This window comes from Streptomyces sp. NPDC014991 (genome assembly GCF_043080665.1).
Lineage (GTDB): Bacteria > Actinomycetota > Actinomycetes > Streptomycetales > Streptomycetaceae > Streptomyces.
In genome coordinates, this window is sequence record NZ_JBIBVY010000033.1 from 25431 (window position 1) to 46350 (window position 20920).

A 20920-nucleotide genomic window follows, 5' to 3' on the forward strand; every position below is an offset into this window, starting at 1 on the left:
AGCCCCATTCCCCCGCGCTCCCTTGCACACCGGCTCACCGGCATCCGCCGGCCGGTGCGGAACAACCCTCGAAGGAAAGATCACCGTGCTCAAGTTCGACGAAACCGAGTTCGTCTCCCAGACGGAGAGCCTCGTGGCGCTGCGCCCCCAGATCGAGAAGGCCGTCGACCGTCTGATCGACGACGGCTACGACAACGTCCTCCTGGTGGGCGCGGGCGGGACGTACGCGCAGATGTGGCCGTACGAACACCTCGCCCGGCGTTCCTCGCTGCTGCCGGTGCGCGCCGCCGTCGCCGCCGAACTGGTCGTCTCCGGCGACGCCCGTCTGGGCGAACGCACCATCGCCGTCTTCACCTCCGTCTCGGGCACCACCGAGGACAGCCTCAAGGCCATCGACCACTGCAAGTCCCGCGGCGCCCACACGATCGGGTTCACCGGCCTGCCCGACTCCCCCGTCGCCCGGAACGTCGACACCGCGCTGATCTCCGAGCCCAAGGCCTGGCCGTTCGATGTCCAGTTGCTGCTGTTCATGGGCCGACTGCTGTCCCTGCGGGGCGAGTTCGAGGGTTACGAGCGCCTCGCCGACGAACTCGCCTGCCTGCCCCGCGTCCTGGTGGACGTCGCCCGGCAGGCCGAGCCGGTGGCGGCGGCCTTCGCGGAGGCCCACAAGGACGACGACTACCACTTCCTCATCGGCGGCGGAAACCTGTGGGGATTCACCTACCTGTACTCCATGTGCATCCTCGAGGAGATGCAGTGGCTGCGCACCACCCGGGTGCACAGCGCGGAGTTCTTCCACGGCTCCCTGGAGCTCTTGGAGGAGGACACCAGCGTGATCGTCTTTCAGGGCGAGGACGAGACGCGGGCGCTGACCGACCGGGCCGAGGCCTTCGCCAAGCGCGTCTCCAAGGACGTCACCGTCTTCGACACCCGTGACTATCCCCTGGAGGGCATCAGCCCGCAGTTCCGCGGACTGCTCGCGCCGCTGGTGCTCGACACCGTGATGGACCGGGTCAGCAAGCACCTGGAGCGGGTGCGCGACCACTCGCTCGACCAGCGGCGCTACTACCGCGTCATGGACTACTGACCCGCCGGACCGGTTCCCCTCGTCCGTCCACCCCGTGCCCCGGTGCCCCGGCACCGGGGCGCCCACGACGGGCGCCGCGTCCCCGTGACGTGGCGCCGCCTCGGGAGACCTGATGAACGTCCTGAACGGCCCGACCGTTCTCGGATTCGGCGACAACACCATCGACCGCTTCGTGGACCGCGGCACCGACTACCCCGGCGGCAACTGCGTCAACGTCGCCGTCTACGCCCGCCGGCTCGGTCTGGACGCCGCCTACCTGGGGGTGTTCGGCGACGACGACCTCGGCGCCTTCCTGCGTACGGCCGTGGCGGCACAGGGCGTCACCGTGGAACGCGGCATCGTGCGCCACGGCGGGACCTCGGTCTCCACCCTGCACGTGCGGGACGGCGACCGGGTGTTCCTCGGCTACGACCCCGGCGGCGACGCCGTCCGCGAACCGATCCCGCTGGACCCCGCCCTGCTGGCCTACGCGGCGTCGTTCTCGCTCGTGCACTCCAGCGTCTACTCCGGCACCGAGGCCAGCCTCCCTCGGCTCGCCGCGGCCGGCCCGCTGATCAGCTTCGACCTCTCCGACGAGGAGGAGTTCCGCACGCCCGCCTACCTCGACCGCGTCTGTCCCCACGTGGACCTGGCGCTGCTGTCGTGCTCGCACCTGGACGAGGCCGCCACGCGTGCGCTGCTCGCCGAGGCGGTGCGGCGGGGGGCGGGCGCGGCGCTGGCCACCCGTGGCCTCGACGGGGCGATCGCGTACGACGGCCGGGTCACGGTCACCGCACCGGCCCGTGCCGCGGATCCGGCGTCCATGTCCGACACGATGGGCTGCGGGGACGCCTTCCTCGCGGGGTTCGTCGTGTCACTCCTCCGCGACGGATGGTCACGGCAGGACCCGCCGTCCGGCGAAGCGCTGGAACGCGCCCTGCGTCAGGGTTCGCAGGCGGCGTACCACCAGTGCTTCGTGGAGGCCGCCTTCGGCTGCGGCCGTCCGACGCCGGCGGAGGCCGGCGCGTGGGGAAGAAGCGAGCACATGCCCCGTTGACAGGCCGGCACCGGCGCAGGAACCGTCCCGGCTTCCGCCGGGGCGCCGGGGCCGGCAACCGGACGGCCACCCACACCACCCGCAGTCGGCCCCTGGCAGACGGGTGCTGCATCCGCGCCCAGGTCCTGCACCGACGACCGCGAGCGCTGCCGCGCCGCGCGGATCCTCGCGACGGGCGTCGCGGACCTGTGTCCAGCAGGAACTGAACCGAAGCGGCAGACGTCTCCCGCACCATGACCTCTGACGAGCAGCAGGAGCACGCGGACTCCACAGGCCTCATCTCGCCGTCCGCTGTGCCTGTGGAGCCGCCGAAGGTCAACGACTACAACGGCTTCGCCGAGGCGTACACGGCCGAAAGCGAAACCAACCTCATCAATGCTTACTACGAGCGGCCGGCGATGCCGGCCCTCGCCGGAGACGTGGCCGGCCGGCGGATCCTCGACGCCGGCTGCGGCTCCGGAGCCCTGTTCGCGGCGCTGCGCGACCGTGGCGCCATCGTGAGCGGCTTCGACGGGAGTGCCGGGATGCTGGAGCCGGCCCGGCGGCGGCTCGGCGACAGTGCGGACCTGCAGGTGGCTGACCTGGGCAGCCCGCTTCCCATACGTCCCGCAGGCGCCACCGGGCCGCTTCCGGTCGCCAGGCCGGCCGGAGGCGTCATTCATGCCCGCCGGGATCAGGCACCTGGTGACGTCCCAGCGTGACGTTCGCTGTCGTACGCACCGCCTGGGCATCCGCGAACTGTCCGCCGACCACTTCGCCGTCGCTGCGCTGGGGCGTGTACGTCAGCCCCGGCTCCGGAGCAGGAGAGGAGAAAGGTGACTGGGATGTCCTCCGTTGTGGCTGACCGGGAAACGGCCCGGGGCGTGCGCTCGGTCGAATCGAGACGGTTGCCCGGGCAGGTGGTCGGCTCGACGCCGTGAGTCCGCGCCGGACGCAACCGCCCGTATGCGGTCAGGTCGCGTCAGGCAGCCAGGGTCTGGGTCGCCCTGGCGGCCGCGCTGCGGTTCGCCCGGAGCTGTTCCAGGAGCGTGTCGGCCGCGGCGAGGGCTTCGTTCACCGTCTGCGTGCCGGTCATCACACACAGCGTGTAAGAGGTGTCCGCCAGCTCCCTGCTCGAGTGACCGGTGGGGTGCAGGTCATGGCGGAAGCGAGCTTCGGCGAAGCGGGCCAGTACCGTACGCAGTTCCTTCTCCGCAGGCAGCAACACAGCTACATCCTCCTGAAATAGCGGCCATCGGACCGGCCCGCGACACCCTTGCAGCGCGCACCCCGGCAGTTGGCACCGCCGTCGACACGGAGAGGCGATCACCCCCCTCCACCATGTGGTGTGCCCCCGCCGGATCACTGCATGCACCGCTTCTGCCGCTGTGGGCACGACGTGCGTCACACGGTCCGGCGGCGGTGTCACTCGTCCGGGTCGAGCTCCCTGTGCACCATGTCGACCAGCTCCTCGGCCTGGTGGGAACATCCGGGGTGGTCCAGTCCACCGCCGGGTGCCCTGTGCAGGCACCGGGCGCACAGGCTCGGGAAATTGGTCTAGTCCCTTTTTGGTCCAGACCATTGACCCACCCGTCTGGCGGACGTTATTCCAGTAGTCGGCAACACCCGCTCCGCGCACGGACATTGGCCTCCCCACCACACACCGGGACTGACATGAGACTCGTGCTTCCCTTCCGCGCGGCCCTCACCGCAGCCGCCACCATGGCGGCCGCGATGGGCCTCGCCCTCACGGGAACCGGCACCGCCCAGGCCGCAACACCACTGCCGAACCACGTCTTCGCCCCCTACTTCGAGGCCTGGACCGGTGAAAGCCCCGCCGCCCTGTCCGCCCAGTCGGGCGCCAAGCACCTGACGATGGCCTTCTTGCAGACCGCCTCCAAGGGCTCCTGCACGCCGTACTGGAACGGCGACACGAGCATGCCGATCGCCACGTCGACCTTCGGCGCCGACATCAGGACGATCCAGGGCAACGGCGGCGACGTCATCCCCTCGTTCGGGGGCTACACCGCCGATACCACCGGCACCGAGATCGCCGACAGCTGCACCGACGTCCAGCAGATCGCCGCAGCGTACGAGAAGGTCATCACCACCTACGACATCTCGCGACTCGACATGGACGTCGAGGTCGACTCGCTCGACAACTCCGCCGGCATCGACCGCCGCAACAAGGCCATCAAACTGGTCCAGGACTGGGCGGCGGCCAACGGGCGCAAGGTGGAGATCTCCTACACCCTGCCGACCACCACCCATGGCGTCGCGGACAACGGTGAGGCACTGCTGCGCAACGCGGTGAGCAACGGCACCCGGGTCGACGTCGTGAACCTCATGACGTTCGACTACTACGACAACCAGTCCCACGACATGGCGAAGGACACCCAGACCGCCGCCCAGGGCCTGTACGACCTGCTCGCCGAGCTGTACCCGGGCAAGACCCCGGCCCAGCTGTGGAACATGGTCGGCGTCACCGAGATGCCGGGCGTCGACGACTTCGGCAAGGCGGAGACCTTCACCCTCGCCAACGCCCGGACCGTGTACGACTGGGCGGTCGCCAAGGGCATCAACACCTTGTCCTTCTGGGCGCTGCAGCGGGACAACGGCAGCTGCGCGGGCGGGGCCGCCGCGGACAACTGCTCGGGCATCGAGCAGAACACGTGGGACTTCACGCGCGTCTTCGCGCCGTTCACCGGCGGCACCACCACCCCGTCCGACGACTTCTCCGTCACGCTCAGCCCCGCCTCCGGGTCCGTGACGGCCGGCCAGTCCGCCACGGCCACCGTGAAGACGGCCGTGACCAAGGGTGACGCCCAGAGCGTGAAGCTCAGCGTGAGCGGCGCCCCGGCGGGCGTCACCGCATCCCTCAACCCGACGTCGGTGACCGCGGGCGGCTCCTCCACGCTCACCCTGGCCACCACCGCGGCCTCGCCCTCGGGCACCTACACCGTCACCGTGACCGGCACGGGCGCCACGGGAAGCCACTCGGCGACCTACTCCCTGTCCGTCACCGGCGGCTCCGGCAACCAGTGCACGGCCGCTCCGTGGGCCAAGGACGCGGTCTACACCGGCGGCCAGCAGGTCTCTCACAAGGGCCACACCTGGAAGGCCAAGTGGTGGACGACGGGTGAGGAGCCCGGCACCACCGGCCAGTGGGGCGTCTGGCAGGACCTCGGCGCCTGCTGAACCGCCTCGTCACCGCCCGGCGACCACGACGTCGCAGGTGCCCGTCGTGGTCGCCGGCATCAAGCAGCTCCAGAGGCACGGCCCTGCCCAGGTGATCTCCCGACGCATCACCACCGTGACTCGGGCCGGGTCGCACAGGCCCCGCGGAAGGAGAGCCGGGCCAGGGTGGTCCGGCTCCCCCTCGGCTTCCGGCTGCGGTCAGCCGGTCGTCAGAGTGGCGTCGTCGACGACGAAGCTGGTCTGGAGGCCGGAGTCCTCCGTGGCCGTGAAGGTCAGGGTGATCTGCCGGCCGACGTACTGGCTCAGGTCCAGGGTGCGCTCCTTGTATCCGGTGGCCGCGTCGGCGTTGGAGTAGGTCTGCTTCGCGGTTCCGTCGACCTTGACCTGGAAGGTGTCGTACACCGTCGTGCCCGACTCGGCGGTGTCGATGTGCAGCCAGTACCTCAGGGTCGCCTTCGCGCAGCCCGCCGGGACGGTCACCGTCTGGCCGACGCTGTCCGTGGCCGAGTAGCCGTACCCCGCCAGCCAGGCGTACCGGGACCCGGAGTGCGCGGACTGGCCGCTGAACGTGCCGATTGCACCGGTGTCACCCGTCCACGGCGCCGTACCGCTCTCGAAGCCGCCGTTGGTGATCACCTGGGACGTCGTGCAGCCACCGGTGCCCTTGACGGTCAGCGTGTACGACGCGCTGTGCGCGCCGGTGCCGGTGCCGGTGACGGTGAGCGGGTACGTGCCCGGCGGCACGGAGGAGCCGACGGAGATCGTCATCGTGGACGAGGCGCCGGAGGTCACCGAGGCCGGGCTGAAGGAGACCGTGACGCCCGCCGGGGCACCCGAGGCGGACAGGTTCACCGTCTGCGCCGAGCCACTGGTGGTGGCCGTGGACACGGTGGCGGTCAGCGCGGTGCCCGGGTCGGTGCTGCCGGTGGCGGGACTCACCGAGACCGAGAAGTCGTTGGCCGGGACGGTGTCCGAGACCGCCTGCTTCCACAGCGTGTAGGCGACGCCGTCCGCGCTGCGGTTGAGCCCGACGGTGTTGATGTTGCTGGTGGTGTCGCAGGAGGAGTGGTAGCAGCCGTCGTACGCGGCGCCCGCCGTACCGCCCCATTTGGCCGCCTGCGCCGAGGTCTTGCGGGCGCTCGCGCCCATGGCGTAGCCGGAGGTCGGGATGCCGTAGTTCTCGAAGGAGTAGTCGTCGGAGCGGCCCGCGCCCTCGGTGTTCTCCTCGGGCTGGAGGTTCAGCGAGTCCCAGTACGCCTTCATCGGCGCGGCGGCGGAGGAAGTGATGTGGTTGATGAAGTAGCCGCCGTTGGGCGAGGCGACCATGTCGAAGTTGTAGTACGCCTTGATCGCCGAGCGCTGGGCGGAGGTCAGCGAACGGGCGTAGAAGTCCGATCCGTTCAGGCCCTGTTCCTCGTCCGTCCACCAGCCGAAGCGGACGCGCGCCGCCATCGACGGATCGGTCTGGGCCAGTCTCAGCGCGACTTCCAGGAGGGTGGCGCTGCCGGAGCCGTTGTCGTTGATGCCGGGGCCGGCGGAGACACTGTCCAGGTGTGAGCCGAACATGTACACCTTCGACGCGTCGCCGCGGGGCCACTCGGCGATCAGGTTGGGTCCGGCGCCACTGGTGCAGCCGGAGGTGCAGGCCTGCTCGGTGACCGTGTAACCGGCCGCCTGGAGCTTGCCCTTCACGTAGGCGACCGAGTCGCGGTAACCCTGCCCGGTCGACCTGCGGTTGCCGCCGTTGCGGTTGGCTATGGCGTTCAGCTCGGTGAGGTGCGCCTGCACCTTGGTGACGTCGATGTCGGGCGCGGCCGCGGCCAGGGCGGGAGCGGGGGCGGTCGTGGCGAGGTGGCCCGCAGGGGCCGCCTCGGCGCTCGCGGGGAGCAGCGTGAGGCCCGCGGCGGCCGTGGCCAGCGCCAGGCTCGCCAGGGACAGTCTTCGTGGTCGTAACACCATGTCTCCTTGTGGGGTGGAGGAAACGGCCGGGGTGCGGCGGACTCGGGGTGGAGTCGCACCACGACACCCTATTAAGCATGCGCATGCCAAGCCCTGGTCAAGCATGGGCGCGTGGGACCGGCCGGACAGCGGCACCCACCCGCCCTCGACGGGGCGTCACGGGCGGCGGCGCGCCGAGAGACGCCGAGCGTCGTGACCGGCCGACGGTGGGAGGGAAAGGGGCGCAGGCCGGGGACGGCCGGGCGGGTTCGTGGGCGCGGGGCGGCGCGAGCAGACGGGCACGGCCCGGACGGATGCCCGGCGGAACGGGCGGCGGGGGGACGCAGCGCGGACGGCCGGACCCGGCGCAGCAGGGTGCTGCCGCCGGGCGGCGGGGCGGCAGCGGGGCGACGCGCGGCGGGGGTGGGAGGGAGGCCGGGCGGACGGGCGACGGACGGCAGGAGCGGGACGGGGGCCCGACGGTCGGCGGCGGCAGACGCCGGGCGGCCCGGCCGGGGGCGGCACGGCCGGGCGGCACGGACGGGCGGCACGGCCGGGCGGCACGGACGGGTGCGGCACGGCCGGGCGGCACGGACGGGTGCGGCACGGCCGGGCGGCACGGACGGGTGCGGCACGGCCGGGCGGCACGGGCGACCTGTGACCGTCAGGCGACCGCCGGCCGTCCGCCCTCCCCGTTCTCGTGATGGATCGGCGTCTTCGCCCCAGTCAGCGGGACCCCCGTCCCGCCCCGTCGCGCGGCGACGATCTCCGCCGTGATGGACAGGGCGGTCTCCTCCGGTGTGCGGGCGCCGAGGTCGAGGCCGATCGGTGAGTGGAGCCGGGACAGCTCCGGTTCGGTGACGCCTTCCGATCGCAGACGCCGGTTGCGGTCCTCGTGGGTGCGACGCGAGCCCATCGCCCCGACGAACGCGACCGGCAACCGCAGGGCCACCTTCAGCAGGGGTACGTCGAACTTCGCGTCGTGGGTGAGCACGCACAGGACCGTACGGGCGTCGGTCGCGGTGCGCCGCAGGTAGCGGTGCGGCCAGTCGACGACGACCTCGTCGGCGTACGGGAACCGGTCCGGCGTGGCGAAGACGGGCCGCGCGTCGCAGACGGTGACGTGGTAGCCGAGGAACTTGCCGGCCCGGGCCAGCGCCGACGCGAAGTCCACCGCACCGAAGACGATCATGCGCGGGGGCGGCACGTTCGACTCGACCAGCAGTGTCAGACCGCCGGGGCAGTGCGAGCCGTCCGCCGACAGGTCCACCGTGCCGGTGCGGCCAGCCTCCAGCAGGGCGCGGGCTTCGGCCGCCGCCACCCGGTCCAGCTCCGGGTGGCCGCCGAGAGCCCCCTCGGACGTGCCGTCGGAGCGGACCAGCAGGGCCCGGCCGAGGAGTTCGGCGGGGCCCCGGGCGACCCGGGCGAGGGCCGCCGGTTCGCCCTGCGCGGCGGCCGACAGCGCCTGCCCGAGGACGGTGCGCACGGGGGCTTCGCCGGCCACCGGCGTGACCAGCACGTCGATCGTCCCGCCGCAGGTCAGGCCTACGGCGAAGGCGTCCTCGTCGCTGTAGCCGAATTGTTCGAGGACGCTCTCCCCGGTCCGCAGCGCCTCGCGGCACAGGTCGTACACCGCGCCCTCCACGCAGCCGCCGGAGACCGAGCCGATGGCCGTGCCCGCGCTGTCGACGGCGAGGGCCGCACCGGGACCGCGCGGCCCGCTGCCGGCGACCGCCACCACGGTGGCGATGGCGAACTCCCGTCCCTCCTCGGTCCAGTGGCGCAGTTCCTCGGCCAGATCAAGCATCCGGGGCTCCCGTGGCGGCCGACAGGACCCGGTCGGGCCGGATGGGCAGGTCGCGGTGGCGTACGCCGGTCGCGTGCCAGACCGCGTTGGCGATCGCCGCCGCGGCGCCGACGATGCCGACCTCTCCGATGCCCTTGATGCCGACCGGGTCGTCCGGGTCCGTGTCGTCGAGCCAGTCCGCCTCGATACGGGGCACGTCGGCGTGGGTGGCCACGTGGTAGCCCGCGAGGTCGGCGCCGACGTGGCCGCCCGAGGCGCGGTCCCGGACGGCCTCCTCGTGCAGGGCCATGGAGATGCCCCAGATCATGCCGCCCAGCAGCTGGTTGCGGGCGGTGAGCGGGTTGACGATCCGGCCCGCCGTGAAGATGCCGAGCATGCGCCGCACCCGCACCTCGCCGGTGCCGACGTCCACGGCGACCTCCGCGAACTGCGCGCCGAAGGAGTGGCGTTCGGCGGGCGGCAGCGCCGCGACGGCCGCGGTGGTGTCGGAGCGTACGGTGATCCCCTCCGGCGGGATGTCGACGCCGAACGCCAGCCGTTCGCGCAGTTCACCGGCCGCGGCCTGGACGGCCCAGGACCAGGAGCGGGTGCCCATGGAACCACCGGCGATCATCGCGGGGCCGAAGGCGCTGTCCCCGATGCGCACCTGGATGCGCTCCGGCGGTACCTGGAGCGCGTCCGCGGCGACCAGGGTGAGCGCGGTACGGGCGCCGGTGCCGATGTCGGCCGCGGAGATCCGCACGGTGAAGGTGCCGTCCGGGTTCGCGGTCGCGGCGGCGGTGGACGGCGCGGCGCCCGCCGGGAACGAGGCCGCGGCCGTACCGGTACCGAGCAGCCAGCGGCCGTCCCGGCGCACCCCGGGACGCGGGTCCCGGTCCGCCCAGCCGAACCGGCGGGCTCCCTCCCGGAAGCAGGCGGCAAGATGGCGGCCGGCGAACGGCAGGCCCGACACCGGACCCTTGTCCGGTTCGTTGCGCAGACGCAGCTCGACCGGGTCGAGCCCGCACTTCTCGGCGAGTTCGTCGAGCGCCGCCTCCAGCGCGAACGACCCGGGTGCCTCGCCGGGGGCACGCATGAACGTCGGGGTGGGCACGTCGAGCCGTACGAGACGGTTGGCGGTGTAGTGGGCGTCGGCGTCGTACATCACTCGCGCCACCCCGGCGCTCGGTTCGATGAACTCGTACACCGTGGAGGTGGCGCTGACGGCTCGGTGCTCCAGCGCGCGCAGGCGTCCGTCGGTGTCGGCGCCGAGCCGGACGCGCTGGGTGGTGGGGCTGCGGTAGCCGGCCAGCGAGAACATCTGGCGTCGGGTCAGGACGACGCGTACGGGCCGGTGCAGGACGGTCGCGGCCATCACGGCGGCGACCTGGTGGGCGCGGACCCCCTTGCTGCCGAAGCCGCCGCCGACGTGCTCGGAGCGCACGCGCACGGAGGCCGGGTCGAGGGAGAAGAGGTTCGCGAGTTCACCGGCGACCCAGGTGACGCCCTGGTTGGAGTCGATCACCTCGAGCTGTCCACCGTCCCAGCGGACGGTCACCGCGTGGGGCTCCATCGGGTTGTGGTGCTCTTCGGGGGTGGTGTACTCGGCGTCCACGACGACGGGCGAGGAGGCGAGCGCGGCGTCCAGGTCCCCCTTCTGCGTCACCGCCGGCATATGGCTGTCCAGCGGGTACGCGTCCGGCCGCTCGCCGGTGAACTCGACGTCGTGCGGTTCCTGTTCGTAGTGCACGACGAGCGCCTCGGCGGCCTCCCGCGCCTGCTCGGACGTCTCCGCGACGACCAGCGCCACCGGCCAGCCCCGGTGCGGCACCCGGTCGTGCTGGAAGACCGCGCAGGTCGGGTCGGGGCGCATGCCCATCAGACCGGTGTAGTCGGTCTCCAGGCGCAGGGCGTTGCGGTGGTCCAGCACGGCGAGGACGCCCGGCATGGCCAGGACGGGCTCGGTGTCGAGGGCGCGGATGCGGCCACGGGCGACCGTGGACAGCACCAGCCAGCCGTGGGCGAGGTCGGCGAAGGGCACCTCGCCCGCGTAGCGGGCCGCTCCGGTCACCTTGGCCCTGCCCTCGACACGGGTGTGGCCGGTGCCGACGGAGGGCGCCTGCGCGGGTGTTCCGGTGGTGACGGCGCTCATCGTGCGGACTCCTCGGCGAGTTCGGTCAGGACGGCCACCACCAGATTGCGGACGAGGTCCACCTTGTAGCCGTTGTGCGGCAGCGGCCGTGCCGCCGCCAGCGCGGCGTCCCCCGCGGCGGCGTAGGTGGCGGCGGTGGCCGGTGCGCCGGTCAGGACCCGCTCGGCCGCGACGGCCCGCCACGGACGGGAGGCCACGGCGCCGAGGGCCAGGCGCGCGTCCTGGACGACGCCGTCACGGACGTCGAGCGCGGCGGCGAGGGAGCCGATGGCGAAGGCGTAGGAAGCACGCTCGCGGACCTTGCGGTAGCGGGACCTGGCGGCGACCGGGGCGGGCGGCAGCGTCACACCGGTGATCAGCGCGCCCGGCGGCAGGGCGGTCTCCCGGTGCGGGGTGTCTCCGACGGGCAGGTAGAAGTCGGCGAGCGGCACCTCCCCGGGCCCGTCCGCCGTCTCGAACCGGACGACGGCGTCGAAGGCGGTCAGGGCCACGGCCATGTCCGAGGGGTGCACGGCCACACAGTGGTCGGAGGCGCCCAGGATCGCGTGATTGCGGTGCTCGCCCTCGATGGCGGGGCAGCCGCTGCCGGGGACCCGCTTGTTGCAGGGTTGGGTGACGTCGGTGAAGTAGCCGCAGCGGGTGCGCTGAAGGAGGTTTCCGCCGACCGTGGCCATGTTGCGCAGCTGGCCGGACGCACCGGCCAGCACCGCCTGGGCGAGCGCCGGGTAACGGCGCCTGACCTCGGGGTGGGCGGCCAGGTCGCCGTTGGTGACGGTGGCGCCGATGCACAGACCGCCCTGTGGCGTGGTCTCGATCTCGTCCAGCGGGAGTTCGCGGATGTCGACGAGCCGCGCGGGCCGCTCGACACCGGTCTTCATCAGGTCGACCAGGTTGGTGCCGCCACCGAGACAGCGGGTGTCCGGATCGGCGCCGAGCAGGGCGACTGCCCCGGCGACGTCGTGCGCTCGCTGGTAGTCGAACTCCCTCATGCCACAGCCTCCTCGGCACCCGTCACGGGGTGCACGCGTTCCTCGTCCGGCCGGGCCTCGGCCGCGCGGGCCACCGCCTCGACGATCGAGACGTACGCGGCGCAACGGCACAGGTTTCCGCTCATCCGCTCGCGGATCTCCTGGGGGGTCAGGGGTGGGGGCCCCGCCTCGGGACGGACGTCCTCGGTGACGGCGCTCGGCCAGCCCGCCGCGTGCTCCTCGATCATGCCGATCGCCGAACAGATCTGGCCCGGTGTGCAGTAGCCGCACTGGAAACCGTCCAGATCGAGGAAGGCCTGTTGCACGGGATGCAGCCGCTCACCGTCGGCCACGCCTTCGATGGTGGTGATCTCCCGGCCCTCGGCCGCAACGGCCAGTTGCAGGCAGGCGACGGACCGGCGTCCGTCCAGCAGGACCGTACAGGCCCCGCACTGCCCCTGGTCGCACCCCTTCTTGGTGCCGGTGAGATCGAGGCGCTCGCGCAGGGCGTCGAGCAGGGTGGTGCGGTGGTCGACGGGCAGTGTGTACTTCTCGCCGTTGATCCTCAAAGTGATGACACTGGACGTCGATGAGGCCATGAGCTGCTTCTTTCGCATTTCCAGGACAGACGGGGGGCCGGCGGCCGCGGGTGGGCGGCGCGGGGAGTACGTCGTGCGGTAGGGCCGCGAGGGGGGGGCGAAACGAAGGTGCGGGGCGCGGGGACCGATGGGGGGGGCGACCGGCGACTCCCGTAGGGCCGCCTCCGCCGCTATGGTGAACGTAACCGGATAGCTGTCCGGTCATGGAAAACGTAACGGACAGCTGTCCGCTTAGCAAGGGCGAGGTTCGGCCACGCCGTTCGGCCACGCCTTGAGGAGGACGAGTGCCGCAGCACAAGGACTCGACCCGGCGCTCGGACGCACAGCGCAACCGCGAGCGCATCCTGGAAGTGGCACTCACCGAACTGTCGCGCTGCGCCGACACCCCGCTGAGCCAGATCGCCAAGAAGGCCGGTGTCGGACAGGGCACCTTCTACCGCAACTTCCCCAACCGTGAATCACTCGTCCTGGAGATCTACCGCCACGAGATGGGGCAGGTCGCGGACAGCGCGGAACACCTGCTCGCCAGCCGGGCGCCCGACGAGGCCCTGCGCGCCTGGATGGACCGGCTCGCCGAGTTCGCCATGACCAAGGCCGGACTGGCCGACGTCATACGGCAGGTCACCGGCGCACCCGGCGGCCCCGCCAAACCGTCCCCCACACCGGTGGCCCACGCGGCGGAACTCCTGCTCCGCGCCAACGAGGAAGCCGGCACCATCCGCCCCGGAGTCACCGCCGACGACTTCCTCCTCGCCATAGCGGGCCTGTGGCAGCTCAACCCCCACGACGACTGGCTCCCCCGCGCCGCCAGACTCCTCGACCTGGTCATGGCCGGCTTGCGCAGCGGGGCGCCTCGGGGGTGAGGTGCGGGCGGGGCGGTCTGTGGGCGGGGCGGTCTGTGGGCGGGGCGGTCTGTGGGCGGGGCGGTCTGTGGGCGGGGCGCCGCCGTGGTGCCGGGGGGGGTGCCTCCCGGGTGAGGCGCCGCCCACGGCCCCAAAAAAGCGATGCCGCGTCGCCGACGACCCGTCGGCAGGGCGGCACGCGCCGACGGCCCCTGGCAGGCAGGCTGGAGGAGCCGGCCCCGCCGACCGCTTCTTGTGCACGTCGTGGCGCGGCAGCGCAGGATCGGCGGAGGCTCATCGAGTACTGGAACGTCCGCCGTGGGAAGAAGACCCGTGAGGTGCCCACCGTCGGCGGCGAGGCCCTGTTGTTCAGACCCGGCGGAGGCATCCTCGCCACCGACCACGGCCAGTTCCTGGACCTGCGCAAGAGCCGCGTCACGCGACGCGCCCTCACCACCGGCGACACGACCGATCTGGCATACAGTGCGGACGGCAGGTATCTGGCGGCGGGCGACGAGTCCGGCGGAGTCACCCTGTGGGACGGCGACGCCCGACTCCCCCTCGCCGTTCTCCCCCCGCCCCCGGCCCGTGATGCCCAGCCCAGATACACATCGGCGCTCGCCTTCTCCCCGGACGGACGCACTCTGGCCACCGCCGGCGTGGACGGCACACTGCGCCTGTGGGACGTGAACTCCGACAGGCGTATCGGCTCCGCCCTCCCGACAGCGGGTACCGCCGTCCTCGCCGTGGCCTTCGGCTCCGACAGCACGACGCTCTACATCTCGGGCGCACACGTGCCGCTGCGGTCGTACGACATCTCTGCGGACCATACGGCCGCCCAGGCGTGCGCACGGGCCGGAACGGGCCTGACCCGCAACGAGTGGCGCACCTACATCCGCGGCGCCCCCTACCGGCAGACCTGCTGAACGACGGTCGTCGGGGCTGCCTCCAGGTCCCGCCGCGACATATGGGCTCTGCCATGAGACAGACATGGCGGGTCTCGATGCCGCCGCCGGTTCAGGAACCGGCCTCCGTCGCCGGGTCGTCGTCGGTCAGTACCGGGGAGCTGCGCACGAGGCGCAGTGCCGTGGTCAGGAGAAGGCCGCCGACGACGTTGCCCAGGACCGCCCAGGCCAGCCACCCCAGCCAGTCGGCGTAGCCGTAGGACGTCCCGCCCGTGTGCAGGCCGGCGAACGCGATCAGGGAGTCGAGGACCGAATGCCACAGGCCCAGCCCGGCCAGGACGAACGCGGCGGCGACCGAGGCGGTGATCTTCCCGGTCATCTCCTCGGTGCCGTGGTGCATGCGGGTCATGAGCGTGATGACGCCGCCGGCCAGCACGGTGAGGCAGAAGGTGTGCAGCGAGTAGCCGCCCTCGACGAAGTGCGCGCCCAGCGTGGCGGCGGTCCGGTGCAGTTCCGGAAAGGCCTGCATGACCAGCCAGGTGAACACCCACCCTCCGGCCAGGTTCATCACCAGGACCGTCGCCCACATCCGCACCAGGTCGAGCCAGCTCGCCTCGCCGGCGACCACGGTGGCGACGGGCACGAGGAAACCCTCCGTGAACAGCTCGCTGTGGCCGAGCAGCAGGGCGATGAGGCCCACCGAGAACGCCAGTCCGGCCAGCAGCTCGCTGCCCGTCGCTTGGCGCACGAACAGCAGCGTCATGATGCCGACGCCGACGTCGATGCCGCCGAGCAGCGAGGTGGCCACCAGCGACGTCCAAGTGCGGTGCAGCCGGGGTCGGCCCTCGGCGACGATCCGTTCCGCGGCCTCGGCGACGCGCCGCTCGCCCGGTCCCCGCATGATCTGTCCGTGCCGCTGCATGTCGTTCCTTCCGTCCCGCGTCACCGCGGAAGTGGTGCCCCGGGCCGCGGCGCGAGGGCGTTTTCGGCCAGGTCCGCGGCGAAGCCGTCCCAGGACTCGGCCACCCACGCCGCGCCGGCGTGGCGCAGCTCGCGGGCGCGCTCGTCCCGCTCGCCGGCGGGGACGAACTGCACGATGCCGGCGGTGGTGATGCCGGCGGCGACCGCGGACCGCGTGCCGCTCACGGAGTCCTCCAGGGCGAGGGCCCGTTCGGCGGGAACGCCCAGCCGGTCCAGGGCCGACCGGTAGACGGCCGGGTCGGGTTTGCTGGTGGGCACCTGCAGGCTGTCCTCCGCGCTGAAGCGGACGGCCGGCGGCAGCAGGGCATCAGCCCGGTGGCGGTGCAGCAGGCCGCGAGACGGGCCAGAGCACTGGAGCTGACCACGGCGAGCCGGTAGCGGCGGCTCAGTGCGGACAGGGCCGCCGGCACGTCCGGGCGGGGCCGCAGCACCCGGGCGAGGTGGGCGCTGACCGCGTCCTTCTCCCGTTCGACCCACTCCTCCAGCTCGTCGGCTCCGACCGTGACGCCCTGCTGGTCGAGCAGGTCCTGGGCGGTGGAGCGGAAGTTCTTTCCCGTCGTGTTGCGGCGCAGGTGCTCGGGCGAGAAGTCTCCCGTCAGCCCGAAGTGGCGTGCGAACTCCTCGGTGACGACTGCCGAGGCGACGAACGCGGGTTCCTCCGAGGGGAAGAGGGTTCCGTCGGCGTCGAGCAGCAGCGTGATGATCCGGTCGAGATCCGGCGTGTCCATGCGTCTCCTGGGTCTCGTGAGCGGGTCACGCGGCGCGCGGCGCGGTCGGCGGCACCGCCGCGTGGAGGTCCGATCCGTCCCGCGCGCTCAGGAAGCGGCGTATGTCGGCGACGGTGTCGCGGTCCACGGCGAGGTCGCCGACGATGTCGTCGAACGCCAGCAGGGGGCCGGGATCGTCGCCGCCCCGCAGGGCCGCCTCGCGCAGTTCGTCCGCGCGGGCGTCCTGTACGTCGATCGGCCGGCCGCCGAGATCATCTCCGCGCAGGTAACGCATCCACGCGGCGACGGAGAAGGCGAGCCCGGTGCGGGGACGGCCCTGGGCGCGTGCCTCGTGCAGTGAGGGCAGCAAGTCAGTTGCACTTTCAACGGAATCCGGCATGGCCTCGGTGTGAGTCAGGCAGTCCTTCGGGGAGTGCCGGTCGGATCGCAAGGGACGGCGAGGCTCAGGGAACCTCGGCCGCGCCGCTGCGAGGTACGTTCATGGCGTGCCTCTGCCGGGTCGTCGCGAGAAGACCCGACGTCGGCGGTCGCCGACCGGGACGGCGGCTCCGTCGGACGGCCGCGGCGTCCGCCTCGCCGACCGACCGGGCCCACGCACTTCGGTGCCATTGCCGACGTGCGCAAATGCCGCCGTCACGTTCCACCGGGGTACCGCTCCCGGCGGCGTCGAAACACGGCCGGTCGGCCTTCCGTGGTGACCGCCCCTGCCTTTCCTCGCGTCTCCTCACTTACGGCCTGGGGGCGCACGAGCCCACGTACCCCGGCGGCCGGACTCGAGGCGATGGCCGGCTGCCGGAACAGACAGGGGCCGAGGCCCGCAGGAGCGGCGGCCTGCGGCGGTCGTCGTCCGTGGCCGGCGGTACGGACGACGCTGGACTCAGGGCCGGGGGTTGGTGCGGTGCCACCGTGGGCGCGCGTCACTGCCACGGCGTCCGGCGACGGAGGCACAACGGGGGCAGACACGCTTCACCCGGTCCGCCGCCCCACCGGACTCCGGGAAGATGTCGATCCAGGTGACGTGCGGGAAACGGGTCAGCTGGGAGCGGCTGAGGGACAGACCGCAGACCGTCTGGTTCAGACCCGGCTGCCAGGCGTGGACCTCGCCGGCGGGCAGCCGACGGCGTCCCTCCTCCTCGTCGGTCCACTGTCCCGAGGCGGCGACGGCGTACTGCTTCGTGCGAGCCATGGCGTGCGGGGGCCGGCGGTCAGGCGACCGGCTGGTCAGCGCCGGCCCGGAGCCGCCTCGCCGGCTCCGGAGGGGAGACGGCCAAGAAGGCTGTGGCGCCGGGTGCGGTCCGCACCATGATCCGGCATGCGCGTTCGAAGTGGGTCATCACGGCACCGTCCTCGCTCGGGTCCACCGGGGTCCGTTCAGCGTCCCGCGTGCCCGGATCGCCGGAATCCAAGCCCTCGGGCACCTGTGTCGAGGCAGCGCCCACTCGCCTCGCGAAGAGGGGCGATATTCTGCCTCCCGGTCTGGAAAAACACCATCGAAATGGAATATTTTGGGCAGCACTCTGCCGGGTCTGCGACGTGTTGCACGCGCCGCGTGGTTCGGGCTGCCCACCGGGTCCGGACCGCACGACCCGTGCGTCCGACCAGGTGGAGGGCACTGTGAACTGGCGTACATGGGCGGCCTGTCGCGGCGAGGATCCCGAGCTGTTCTTTCCGATCAGTGAGGATGGCGCGTCGCGCGCGCAGATCGAGCAGGCCAGGCGGATCTGTTTCAGCTGTGCCGTGGTGCACGAGTGCCGCGCCTGGGCACTGCGGAACAGGGAGTACGACGGCGTCTGGGGCGGCCTCACGGCACGGCAGCGGCGTGCGCTGCGGCCACGGCGGAGCGAGGCCGACGGCTGAGCGCCGGCCGGCACGCCGGCGCCGTAGCGCCCGGTGCACCGCCGGCCGCCCGTCGGGCAGGCGCGCCCGCTCCGACGGCGGGGACTCCCGCAAGCCGCCGTCGCGGCACCCGGGCAGCCGGGCGGCTGACCGACGATCGAATGCGGGGCGCCCTTCCGCCGCAAGCTGTCCGTGCACGCGGATGCGAAGTGTGCCGTCACCTCCACCGGCACGCCGCTGGAGGTGGCTGCCTGCTCGCGCGCCTGCGCTGCACCGGCTCCTCGTACAGGTCGATCTCGCAGGGCCTGCGATCGAGGAGGAGTTCGAGACGCCTCTCCATCGCGGCGAACCACCGGTCGAGGTCGGCATCGGTGTCATGAAAGAACCAGGAGTCGAAGCTTCCCATGGCATCCAGGGCGGGTCCGGCTCGTAGCGGAGTTCGCAGTGGACCTGCTCGTCATGGTCGTGCTCGCCGTCGTCATCGTTGATGTCGAACAGTCGGGTGAGGTTCGGCGTGGACATCGGTCGCCCGCTGAAGGCTCGTGTCCAGCTCTGCTCACGGATGCCGCTCGTCGGCATCAGGACGCGCGAGGTCGCTGGAGTCCCTGGAGAAGAAGAGCGATCAGGCGTCGGGGGTCGTAGCGGGGGTCGCTGTCACGTCCGATGCAGAGGTTGCCGATGCCGCGCATCAGCTCATATGGCTGCATGCCGGGACTGATGTCGCCGGACTCGACCGCCGCGTCGAGCAGTCGGGCGCAGACGGGCAGCAGGCGGTCGAGGAAGTAGGCGTGCAGCGCGGCGAAGCGATCGCTGTCGGACTGCAGGGCGTCGGCGAGTCCGTGCTTGGTGACCAGGAAGTCGACGAAGAGGTCGATCCACTGGCGCAGTGCGTCGAGCGGGGAGTCGGCACTGGCCAGCAGGTGCGGGCCGGCCTCGGCGCATTCCTCGATCTGGTGGCGGTAGACGGCGGTGACGAGATCCGCCCGGGTCGGGAAGTGACGGTAGATGGTGGCCATCCCCACGCCCGCCCGGGCCGCGATCTGGCGGATCGGCGCGTCGACGCCGGAGGTGACGAACACCTCGGCCGCGGCGGTGAGCACCGTCTGCCGGTTGCGCTGCGCGTCGGCGCGCTTGCCTCGGGACGGCGACTGACCTGCAGCGCTGTCGGTGGCCATCACGTCTTCCTCTCACACCGTTGACAAAGCGGAGCGTTGCTCCGGATACTAAGTGGAGCGTCGCTCCGCTTCAGGTTAGTCGAAGCCGGATGCCTCTACCACCTTGTCCGTTGCCGCTCTCAGGAGACCGGCGGGCAGCAGGTGCCACCGAAAGGGAACCCACATCGTGAGCACGTCCACTGTCACCGGCGCCGACGTCTTCGGCACGCCCGTCCCGGTCCTGTCCTACAGCCCCGTAGTCCTCTCCGTGCCCGGACGTCCCGTGGACCTCCAGGTGCGCGTCTCCGCACCCGCGACCGGAACCGGTCTTGCCGTCATCCTCCTCTCCCACGGTCACGGCCCGTCGAACAACCTCTCCTCTCTCAACGGCTACGCACCGCTCGTCGACCTCTGGGCCGCCCACGGATTCGTGGTCATCCAGCCGACCCACCTGTCCTCCAGGACGCTGAGCCACCTGGTCGCCGACGCCCCCGGGGCGCCCTTCTTCTGGCGCTCGCGCTCCGAGGACATGTCGCACATCCTCGACCGACTCGACATGATCGAGAAGGCCGTGCCGCTGCTCTCCGGGCGGATCGACCACACCAAGGTCGCCGTTGCCGGGCACTCGTTCGGCGGCTTCACCTCCAGCCTCCTGCTCGGCGCCCGGGTCACCGACCCCGAAGAGGGGGGAGAAGTGAGCCTTCTCGAACCCCGGATCAAGGCGGGCGTGCTGCTCGCCGCGCCCGGCAGGGGTGACGTCCTCGACGGACCCATGGCTGACGCGCTGCCGGTCTTCCGGACCATCGACTTCTCCACGATGACCACACCCGCGCTGGTCGTCGCCGGCGACGAGGACGACTCCCGCCACTTCACGGACATGGGCCCCGACTGGCACGCCGACCCCTACACCCTCGCCCCCGGACCCAAGACCCTGCTCACCCTGTTCGGCGCGGAGCACGGACTCGGCGGGATCGCCGGATACGACGCCGCCGAGACCACCGACGAGAACCCCGAGCGAGTCGCCGTCCTGGCCCGGCTCACCGCGGCCTACCTCCGCACCCAGCTGCACTCCGGCGCTCCCACGTGGCAGGCCGCGTGCGAGGCACTGACGACCGACCCCGATCCGGCGGGGCGAGTCGAATCCAAGTAAGCCCCCCACACGCCCGCGTCCGCTGACGTACTGGCTGACAGGCGGGCAAGGCGCGGAGCTGACCCTGGTCGCGCTGCTGCGGGAGGCGGCCGACGTGCCGGCGCTGCGATCGGTGGTGGACGCGAGCGACGCGGCGTTCCTCCGCCGGGCCGATGCCGGGGCGGATCGCCGAGGCGTGCCGCGCAGCCGGGCAGCCGGTACCGGTCACACCCGCCGGGATCACCCGCTGCCCAGTGGACTCGCTCGCCCTGGCGCACCGCGGGGCCGTGGCGGATGCGCAGCGGCCGGCCGGGCATCCGGCCGACGTCGTGCACATGGTGGGCGGCGGCGTGCGCAACGCGCTGCTGTGCCGGCTGACCGCCGATGCCTGCGGGCTGCCGGTGGTGGCCGGACCGGTGGAGGCCGCCGCGCTGGGCAACGTCCTGGTGCGGGCCCGCGCCGACGGCCAGGTGGGGGACCCTCGCGGTAATGCGCCGACTGCTCAGCCGTACGCAGCCGCTCACGCGGTACGAACCGCAGGGCGACTCCGCGTGCCGGCGGGCGGCTCGGGACCGGCTCGTCATGCGGTGAGCGGGGCCTGT

20 protein-coding genes and 2 pseudogenes are annotated in these 20920 nt (G+C 72.2%); 9 read left to right on the forward strand and 13 right to left on the reverse strand.

Annotation, left to right across the window (positions count from 1 at the left end):
* Positions 1–85: 85 nt before the first annotated feature.
* The 3 genes and pseudogenes from ACF1BE_RS32975 to ACF1BE_RS32985 all read left to right on the forward strand — a co-directional run.
* A complete protein-coding gene (locus tag ACF1BE_RS32975) occupies positions 86–1087 on the forward strand; it encodes an SIS domain-containing protein (protein WP_392202670.1) in 1002 nt (333 codons plus the stop codon).
* Between the two features lie 112 nt (positions 1088–1199).
* The gene (locus tag ACF1BE_RS32980; protein ID WP_392202671.1) at positions 1200–2123 is read left to right on the forward strand and encodes a PfkB family carbohydrate kinase; all 924 of its coding nucleotides are present in this window, start codon (positions 1200–1202) and stop codon (positions 2121–2123) included.
* 233 nt (positions 2124–2356) lie between these two features.
* Positions 2357–2722 (forward strand): annotated as a pseudogene (locus ACF1BE_RS32985) (methyltransferase domain-containing protein); the annotation flags it as partial.
* Positions 2723–3084: 362 nt separating this feature from the next.
* On the opposite strand, the gene ACF1BE_RS32990 reads toward ACF1BE_RS32985, so the two are convergent.
* Entirely contained in the window at positions 3085–3330 is a 246-nt protein-coding gene (locus tag ACF1BE_RS32990) for a DUF5133 domain-containing protein (RefSeq protein WP_392202672.1), read from the reverse strand.
* A gap of 446 nt (positions 3331–3776) precedes the next feature.
* On the opposite strand from ACF1BE_RS32990, the gene ACF1BE_RS32995 reads away from it, so the two are divergent.
* Positions 3777–5300, forward strand: coding sequence for a chitinase (locus tag ACF1BE_RS32995; protein WP_392202673.1), 1524 nt, complete (start codon positions 3777–3779; stop codon positions 5298–5300).
* Positions 5301–5498: 198 nt separating this feature from the next.
* On the opposite strand, the gene ACF1BE_RS33000 is transcribed toward ACF1BE_RS32995, so the two are convergent.
* From ACF1BE_RS33000 to ACF1BE_RS33020, 5 genes are all read right to left on the reverse strand, one after another.
* Positions 5499–7256, reverse strand: a complete 1758-nt coding sequence (locus ACF1BE_RS33000; protein WP_392202712.1) for a M28 family peptidase — start codon at positions 7254–7256, stop codon at positions 5499–5501.
* Between the two features lie 646 nt (positions 7257–7902).
* A complete protein-coding gene (locus ACF1BE_RS33005; RefSeq protein WP_392202674.1) occupies positions 7903–9045 on the reverse strand; it encodes an XdhC family protein in 1143 nt (380 codons plus the stop codon).
* Entirely contained in the window at positions 9038–11176 is a 2139-nt protein-coding gene (locus ACF1BE_RS33010; protein WP_392202675.1) for a xanthine dehydrogenase family protein molybdopterin-binding subunit, read from the reverse strand. The genes ACF1BE_RS33005 and ACF1BE_RS33010 overlap by 8 nt, the downstream gene beginning before the upstream one ends.
* On the reverse strand, positions 11173–12165 hold the full coding sequence (locus ACF1BE_RS33015; RefSeq protein ID WP_392202676.1) for an FAD binding domain-containing protein: 993 nt from the start codon (positions 12163–12165) through the stop codon (positions 11173–11175). Before ACF1BE_RS33015 ends, ACF1BE_RS33010 begins: the two co-directional genes overlap by 4 nt.
* Positions 12162–12743 (reverse strand): (2Fe-2S)-binding protein, encoded by a 582-nt coding sequence (locus tag ACF1BE_RS33020; protein WP_392202677.1) that lies wholly within the window; start codon positions 12741–12743, stop codon positions 12162–12164. Before ACF1BE_RS33020 ends, ACF1BE_RS33015 begins: the two co-directional genes overlap by 4 nt.
* Positions 12744–13027: 284 nt before the next feature.
* Between ACF1BE_RS33020 and ACF1BE_RS33025 the strand changes: the two genes are divergently transcribed.
* Positions 13028–13606: a TetR/AcrR family transcriptional regulator gene (locus tag ACF1BE_RS33025; RefSeq protein WP_392202678.1), complete on the forward strand. Its 579-nt coding sequence runs from the start codon at positions 13028–13030 to the stop codon at positions 13604–13606.
* A gap of 317 nt (positions 13607–13923) precedes the next feature.
* Positions 13924–14511 carry a WD40 repeat domain-containing protein gene (locus tag ACF1BE_RS33030; protein WP_392202679.1) on the forward strand — a complete coding sequence of 196 codons (588 nt, stop codon included), beginning with the start codon at positions 13924–13926 and terminating at the stop codon, positions 14509–14511.
* Positions 14512–14602: 91 nt separating this feature from the next.
* Here ACF1BE_RS33030 and ACF1BE_RS33035 read toward each other — a convergent pair whose 3' ends face one another.
* The 5 genes from ACF1BE_RS33035 to ACF1BE_RS33055 all read right to left on the reverse strand — a co-directional run bounded on the left by ACF1BE_RS33035 (position 14603) and on the right by ACF1BE_RS33055 (position 17385).
* Positions 14603–15412: a formate/nitrite transporter family protein gene (locus ACF1BE_RS33035; RefSeq protein ID WP_392202680.1), complete on the reverse strand. Its 810-nt coding sequence runs from the start codon at positions 15410–15412 to the stop codon at positions 14603–14605.
* Between the two features lie 20 nt (positions 15413–15432).
* Positions 15433–15729, reverse strand: a complete 297-nt coding sequence (locus tag ACF1BE_RS33040) for an HAD-IA family hydrolase (protein WP_392202681.1) — start codon at positions 15727–15729, stop codon at positions 15433–15435.
* Positions 15633–16199 carry a hypothetical protein gene (locus tag ACF1BE_RS33045; RefSeq protein WP_392202682.1) on the reverse strand — a complete coding sequence of 189 codons (567 nt, stop codon included), beginning with the start codon at positions 16197–16199 and terminating at the stop codon, positions 15633–15635. Before ACF1BE_RS33045 ends, ACF1BE_RS33040 begins: the two co-directional genes overlap by 97 nt.
* 25 nt (positions 16200–16224) lie before the next feature.
* On the reverse strand, positions 16225–16548 hold the full coding sequence (locus ACF1BE_RS33050) for a hypothetical protein (protein WP_392202683.1): 324 nt from the start codon (positions 16546–16548) through the stop codon (positions 16225–16227).
* Between the two features lie 528 nt (positions 16549–17076).
* The gene (locus ACF1BE_RS33055) at positions 17077–17385 is read right to left on the reverse strand and encodes a hypothetical protein (protein ID WP_392202684.1); all 309 of its coding nucleotides are present in this window, start codon (positions 17383–17385) and stop codon (positions 17077–17079) included.
* A 428-nt stretch (positions 17386–17813) separates the two neighbouring features.
* On the opposite strand from ACF1BE_RS33055, the gene ACF1BE_RS33060 reads away from it, so the two are divergent.
* Positions 17814–18056, forward strand: coding sequence for a WhiB family transcriptional regulator (locus ACF1BE_RS33060; RefSeq protein WP_392202685.1), 243 nt, complete (start codon positions 17814–17816; stop codon positions 18054–18056).
* A gap of 196 nt (positions 18057–18252) precedes the next feature.
* Here ACF1BE_RS33060 and ACF1BE_RS33065 read toward each other — a convergent pair whose 3' ends face one another.
* Both ACF1BE_RS33065 and ACF1BE_RS33070 read right to left on the reverse strand, forming a co-directional pair.
* Positions 18253–18441 (reverse strand): hypothetical protein, encoded by a 189-nt coding sequence (locus tag ACF1BE_RS33065; RefSeq protein ID WP_392202686.1) that lies wholly within the window; start codon positions 18439–18441, stop codon positions 18253–18255.
* Positions 18442–18613: 172 nt separating this feature from the next.
* On the reverse strand, positions 18614–19210 hold the full coding sequence (locus ACF1BE_RS33070) for a TetR/AcrR family transcriptional regulator (RefSeq protein WP_392202687.1): 597 nt from the start codon (positions 19208–19210) through the stop codon (positions 18614–18616).
* 166 nt (positions 19211–19376) lie between these two features.
* Between ACF1BE_RS33070 and ACF1BE_RS33075 the strand changes: the two genes are divergently transcribed.
* Positions 19377–20339, forward strand: a complete 963-nt coding sequence (locus ACF1BE_RS33075; protein ID WP_392202688.1) for an alpha/beta hydrolase family protein — start codon at positions 19377–19379, stop codon at positions 20337–20339.
* Between the two features lie 64 nt (positions 20340–20403).
* Positions 20404–20909, forward strand: a pseudogene (locus tag ACF1BE_RS33080) (FGGY-family carbohydrate kinase); the annotation flags it as partial.
* Between the last annotated feature and the right edge of the window lie 11 nt (positions 20910–20920).